The following is a 6,365-nucleotide window of genomic DNA, read 5'->3' on the forward strand; positions in this document are numbered from 1 at the left end:
ATATGAAGTCTAATATGAAAAAAAATTTTATTCTTTGTCTTGCTTTAACTTTATCATCTGCACTTTTCTGTCTTGCACCGGTTAAGACAGGAGATTCACTTAAAGACAGTGCCCTTCAGGCTAACAGAAGAACTGCCCTCAGGTGCCTTCAGCTGGCATCTTCCTATCTTTCTGATAAAAATTATGAAGCTGCCATATCTCAGTCATCCCTGGGAATTGCCTATGATGAGACTATTTCTGACTTGTGGTACATACTTGCTTCTGCAAAAAATTCCCTTCAGTCTCCTAAGGCAGAAATTCTTCCCCTGCTGGAAAAATCTTTTTCACTTAACAGCTGGGTTAACTATAACAGGGACAATGCCAGAATAATGCATGCAGATATTCTTTCTGATACAGGTCATTCAAGGGAAGCTTTAAGCGTTCTTGATGCTTCTCCTTCTGTTTTTTCTGCTGATGCGGAATACATAAGGGCAAAGGCTTGTTACAGACTGGGGGATGCAGAACATATTTCTACTGCCCGTAACAAGATTGATGGAGCAAGAAGAATTTATCCGGATGATACAAGGTTTCCCCTTTTGTTTTTTAAGTATGAATCTCCTGCAGAAGATAATGCTGATGTAGTCCGCATTAAAAAATATTTTATTAACATGATTACCCAGTATGTAGAAGTTTCTCCTGATAAGGATGCGGAGCTTGAGATATATGCAGCCTGGTTTGCTTCCGGAAAAGAAAGGGAACATCTGCTTAAGTCTTTTAAAGCAAGGGGACTTTCTCATCCTGTTTATGCTATAGTTGCCCTTGATTCAGGAATGCTTTCACAAAAGGATGCCTTTAATTACGTTGCAGATTTTGCAGATACTGCCATTGATTATGAGATTCTTGAGGAATTCCTTCAGATGCTGGATGAAGAGGAGACTCTTGAGCTTGCTAAGGAATACTTTGATTCATACAGTGGATTTATACAGAGGGATACTGACGGAGATGGTTTAAGCAATCTTTACGTAAAGTATTCCAGGGGAAGACCTCAGGATATTTTTTATGATGAATCCCAGGACGGTGTTCTTGACTGGAATGTTGTCTGCGATTACGGAAATCCTGTAGGGGGGACTTTTCCTTCAAGAAAAATGAAGTTTACCTGGGAGAATTTTCCTTACCTTAAGACTCTTTCCTATTCGGCTTCTTCACTGCCGGATTTGTCCTTTACTTTTGTATCAGAAGCTTTAAGCTGGTCTCCTGTTATGATTAAGGAAGATACATTGATTTCTTCCATTACAGGTTCCCGCTTTTTCTTTCCTCAGGTTATTGATAATCCTGACTCCTTTGATGCATCAGACCTTCTTGCTTCTGCTTCCGGTTTTGATATTCCGGGGCAGGAGAGGGAAAATTCCAGAATTCACTTTACCATTCTTGATGGAGAAATAGTTACTGCTGATTATTTTGAAGGTGAAAAAAAGTTTGCTCAGGCCTGGTTTAAGGATAATCTTCCTGATATGAGGGTTTGTGATAAAGATGGTGACGGTATTTACGAAGTAAGTGAATTTTATGCCGTAGATTCAGAGAGAAAAATGAAGGTTCATTCCCTGGAAGATATAAGGTCGGTTACCGTAAATCTTTTTGGTATTCCTTCTGAAGGAAGACAGTTTTATCTTAAGATGGTTCAGATTGATACTGACGGTGATACTTCTCCTGATTTTACGGAAGAGTATATTGATGGTCAGGGAAAAATTGCTTCCTGGGATAATGACAGTGATGGAAAATGGGATGTCCGTCATGTAATTATTTCCGGTGGAGAAGAACTGAGTATGTTCTATGATGTTCTTTCTGACCGTATGATTACAGTTACAAGTATTGATGGAAAGCCTGCTGCTGTTGGTGACGGAATATCGGATTTTTCTATAAATAAAGATCCGGTTTATGATTTTTACTGGATAGAAAATGAAGTTTCTCATCCTAAGGAATACTATTCAGAGGCAGCCCGTATGGCCTTAAAAAAATTGTCTTCAGTTTCTTCTTCCTGCTATTGCGAAATTATGGAATTTAAGGATTCACGTTTTATGGCTGTTAAAACCGGGAATATTTATATAGGAAAAATGATTCCCAGCTTAAAGTATGAGGCAGAAGGGGATGCCGCTTCCGAATCTTCCGAATCTTCTAAAGTTGAAGAAAATTTAAAAATTGAAAATGATAAAAATAATTAAGGTGAATTATGATGAAGAAGGGCAATATTTTTATTCCGGCAGCTTTGTCTTTTGTACTGCTTTTTAATTCCTGTATATCTGCAGAAAAAGAAAGGGAGCCTTTTGTTCCCGTTGATTATACGGAAGAAGATGCAGTTAATGATGAAATTGATTCAGTAAGAAAACTTCTGGAAAAAAATTCCGTAAATGCTTTCTGGAGAAGTTTATTAATAAAGGAAGAGGTTCCTGAAAATCAGAATGCCCTTCTTTTGTATAAGGATGCAGAAAATAAAGTTATTGAAGATTTTTCTTCTGCCATAAAAGATTCTGATTATATGAATGCCTTAAAGCTTTATAAGTCTCTTTCTGTATGCGGCTGTAAGGATCCGGCTTTGGCTTCCTGGTCAGAAAAGACTTTAAGGGACTTAGCCTTTAAGAATGTTCCCGGACTTTCTTCTGAATGGAAAAAGCAGTCTGTTCAGGAGCTGATTAAGGGAACGGTTACTGTATTTGTAGACAAGGGCCTTAAAATAGAAAAGGGAATGGGCTATGCCGACGGAGTTTTAGGCAGCGGATTTTTTATATCAGAAGACGGTTATATTATTACCAATCATCATGTAATAAGTGATCTTGTTGATAAAAAATATGAAGGATTTTCCCGTCTTTATGTAAAGCTTGCAGAAGATCCTGATACAAAAATTCCTGCAAAGGTTATTGGTTATGATTCTGTACTGGATCTTGCCCTCCTTAAGTGCGAGATAAAGGCACCTGCTGTATTTACCCTGGGGTCTTCTGCAGACCTTAAGGTTGGTGACAGGGTTTATGCTATTGGTTCTCCACTGGGACTTGAGAAAACCCTTACCAGCGGAATTATTTCTGCAACGGACAGGCAGCTTTTTATGGCCGGACCTGTTTTTCAGATTGATGCAGCAGTTAATTCCGGTAACTCAGGTGGTCCTTTAATTGACGAAAACGGTAAGGTTCAGGCTGTAGTTTTTGCAGGAGTTCAGAATTATCAGGGACTTAATTTTGCCATTCCTGTAGAATACCTGCGCAATGAACTTCCTTTCCTGTATTCAGGAGGGGAGCGTAAACATCCATGGGCCGGGGCTTACGGTAAAACCCGCAGGGCTGCAGGCAGTGGAATGCGTAATGAAGGTCTTGATGTTTTTTATGTTCTTCCAGGGGGAAGTGCTTTTAGAAGTGGTGTAAGGGCAGGAGACCTTATTGTAGACTTAGATGGAAAAAGTGTAACATCAGTTTATGATTTTCACCGTTACCTTATGTCTCTTGAAAGTGACACAATTGTAAGCTGCAGGACAAAAAACAGTGACGGCGAAGAAAGCCAGCATCTTCTTTATCTTGAACAGAGGCCTGAAAGTCCTGGTTATGAATTTTATATTCATGACAGGATTGCAGATTCAATGCTGCCTGTAACAGGTATGAAGCTGATTCAGGTTTCTGCTGCAAAGAAGGAATACATAATTGACAGTGTAATAAAAGGTAGTGCTGCTGATGATGCCGGTTTTAGTGAAAATGACACCCTTAAGATTGTTGATTTTCAGGTATCAGAGGATAGAAGCATGGCTGGTATTGCAGTCTATGCAAAACTCAGGAAAAAAGGTTATCTTGATGTAAGCATAGGTTTTTCAACGCCTTTGGACAGTACATTTTATTTTTAAAACTGAATATATATAAGGAAAAATTATGACCGAATTAAAGTACAAGCGTAATTTCTGTATTACGGCCCACATTGACCACGGAAAGAGTACTCTTGCAGACCGCCTTATTCAGAAGGCAAAGATTATTGAAGACCGCCAGATGATGAATCAGATTCTGGACAACATGGATATTGAGCGTGAAAGGGGTATTACCATTAAAAGTCAGGCAGTTACCATTCCCTATCATGCAAAGGACGGCCATGACTATGAACTTAATTTTGTAGACACTCCGGGGCACGTAGACTTTTCTTACGAAGTTTCCAGGGCTATTGCCAGTTGTGAAGGAGCCCTTCTTCTTATTGATGCAACTCAGGGAGTTGAAAGTCAGACAGTAAGTAACATGTATCTTGCCCTTGAGCAGGATCTTACCATTGTTCCTGTTATAAACAAGATTGATCTTGCCAGTGCTGATATTGCCAGTTGCAAAAAGCAGATTGATCATGATCTTGGTCTGGACAGTTCTGATGCCCAGCTTGTAAGTGCAAAGACAGGTGAGGGTATAGATGACCTTATGGAAGCAATCGTTACAAAGTTTCCGCCTCCAGAGGGTGATGTAAATGCTCCCCTGCAGGCCCTTATTTTTGACTGTCACTATGATGAATATCGTGGTGTAGTTGTTCATATCAGGGTAAAGGAAGGCCGTATTAAGGAAGGTGATCAGATCCGCCTTATGAGTAATGGTGCTGAATATAAGGTAGAACAGGCCGGTATCTTTAAGATTAACTATGAAAGGACAGGTGTTCTTGAAGCAGGTGATGTAGGCTATCTTATTACAGGAATTAAGACCGTAAGTGATGTACGCGTCGGCGATACAATTACTACTGTTGCAAATCCGGCTGCTCAGGCTCTTGCAGGTTTTAAGGATGTAAAGCCGGTTGTATTCAGTTCAATTTATCCTATTGATTCCAATGATTATGAGGAATTAAAGGAAGCTATGGAAAAGCTTAAGCTTAATGATGCTTCCCTTGTATATGAAAAAGATAATTCCCTTGCTTTGGGAAATGGTTTCAGATGCGGATTTTTAGGTCTCCTTCATCTTGAAATCATTCAGGAACGTCTTGAAAGGGATTTTGACCAGGTTGTTATTTTTACGGCTCCAAGCGTACGCTATAAGGTTCAGACTCCGGGCCATGAAGAAATACTTGTAGACAATCCGGCTGACTTCCCTTCCGGAAAGATAGAGCATTCTCAGGAACCTTACATTAAGGCAAGCATTATTACTCCGTCTGAATATCTGGGTTCAATTATGGAACTTTGCCGCATGAAGAGGGGTAATCAGACAAACATGCAGTATCTTGATGAGAAGCGTGTTGAACTTATATATGAAATGCCTTTAAGTGAAGTTCTTTTTGATTTTTATGACAAACTTAAGTCTTACAGCCGTGGTTATGCCAGCTTTGATTATGAAGTAATTGATTACCGCCCTACAGATCTTATAAAGATTGATATTCTTATTAACTCAAAGCCTGTAGATGCCCTTGCCCAGCTTTGTTACAGACCAAGTGCAGTAGAAAGAGCCAAGGTTGTATGTGAAAGGCTTAAGGGGGAAATCTCAAGGCAGCAGTTTAAGATTGCAATTCAGGGTGCTATTGGTGCCCAGATTATTGCCAGGGAAACAGTTAACCCTGTAAGAAAAGACGTTCTTGCCAAGTGTTATGGTGGTGACGTTACCCGTAAGAGAAAGCTTCTTGAAAAACAGAAGGCCGGTAAAAAACGTATGCTTATGGCCGGAAACGTTGAACTGCCACAGAGTGCCTTCCTTGCAGTCCTTAAGGAAAAGGAAGATAACTAGGAATCAGAGGGGTATTTTTCTGTGTAAATGGGAATATGCTGTTGACAAAAAATACCTCTTTATGATAAATTAACCGCCGTTGGGGTGTTAGCGAAGTTGGTTATCGCGCTGGCCTGTCACGCCGGAGATCACGAGTTCGAGCCTCGTACATCCCGCTAGCCTGCTCAGATTTGAGCAGGTTTTTTTTATTCCCTTTTAAAATACGGGCAATAGCGCAGTTGGTAGCGCGCTACGTTCGGGACGTAGAGGTCGCCGGTTCGAATCCGGCTTGCCCGAAAAATTTTTCAAAGGACGCGCCAGCGTCCGCCCCGGATTCGAAGCCGAACAGCTGTGCTGTGAGGCAGTGGCTTGCCCGAAAATTTACAAAGGACGCGCCAGCGTCCGCCCGGATTCGAAGCCGAACAGCTATGCTGTGAGGCAGTGGCTTGCCCGAGTTTATCGCATAGGACGCGCCAGTCAAAGTGCTGCCTTGCAAAAACTTTTCCGATTATTGAATAAATCTTAAAATATCTTTACCTTGTAAGAGGTGGAGAGAAAAGTTGTGAAAAAACTTGGGCTTATTGGCGGTACCGGGCCGGAATCGACTCTTGTTTATTACAGGGAAATCAATCGAATTGTAAATGAAGCTTGCGGTAAAAAGCATTTTCCTGAAATTGCCATAGAAAGCGTGGATTT

The 6,365-nt window shown here is 40.6% G+C and carries 3 protein-coding genes and 2 tRNA genes; all 5 read left to right on the forward strand.

Annotated elements, in window-relative coordinates:
* The first annotated feature begins 14 nt into the window (after nucleotides 1-14).
* Nucleotides 15-2,198, forward strand: a complete 2,184-nt coding sequence (locus K6D58_RS11475) for a tetratricopeptide repeat protein (protein ID WP_296830793.1) — start codon at nucleotides 15-17, stop codon at nucleotides 2,196-2,198.
* Between the two features lie 11 nt (nucleotides 2,199-2,209).
* The gene (locus tag K6D58_RS11480; protein ID WP_296830795.1) at nucleotides 2,210-3,859 is read left to right on the forward strand and encodes a S1C family serine protease; all 1,650 of its coding nucleotides are present in this window, start codon (nucleotides 2,210-2,212) and stop codon (nucleotides 3,857-3,859) included.
* A 25-nt stretch (nucleotides 3,860-3,884) separates the two neighbouring features.
* Complete coding sequence (lepA, locus tag K6D58_RS11485; protein ID WP_296830797.1) at nucleotides 3,885-5,690, forward strand: translation elongation factor 4; 1,806 nt, start codon at nucleotides 3,885-3,887, stop codon at nucleotides 5,688-5,690.
* 81 nt (nucleotides 5,691-5,771) lie between these two features.
* A tRNA-Asp gene (locus K6D58_RS11490) sits at nucleotides 5,772-5,845 on the forward strand.
* 48 nt (nucleotides 5,846-5,893) lie between these two features.
* A tRNA-Pro gene (locus K6D58_RS11495) sits at nucleotides 5,894-5,966 on the forward strand.
* Nucleotides 5,967-6,365: the final 399 nt, after the last annotated feature.

The organism is Treponema sp. (assembly GCF_024696245.1).
In the GTDB taxonomy this organism is placed as follows: domain Bacteria; phylum Spirochaetota; class Spirochaetia; order Treponematales; family Treponemataceae; genus Treponema_D.

Bases quoted from the DNA above. Each gene is read 5' to 3' on its own strand.
- K6D58_RS11475 (WP_296830793.1), top strand. From the start codon at position 15: ATGAAAAAAAATTTTATTCTTTGTCTTGCTTTAACTTTATCATCTGCA.
- K6D58_RS11480 (WP_296830795.1), top strand. From the start codon at position 2,210: ATGAAGAAGGGCAATATTTTTATTCCGGCAGCTTTGTCTTTTGTACTG.
- lepA (WP_296830797.1), top strand. From the start codon at position 3,885: ATGACCGAATTAAAGTACAAGCGTAATTTCTGTATTACGGCCCACATT.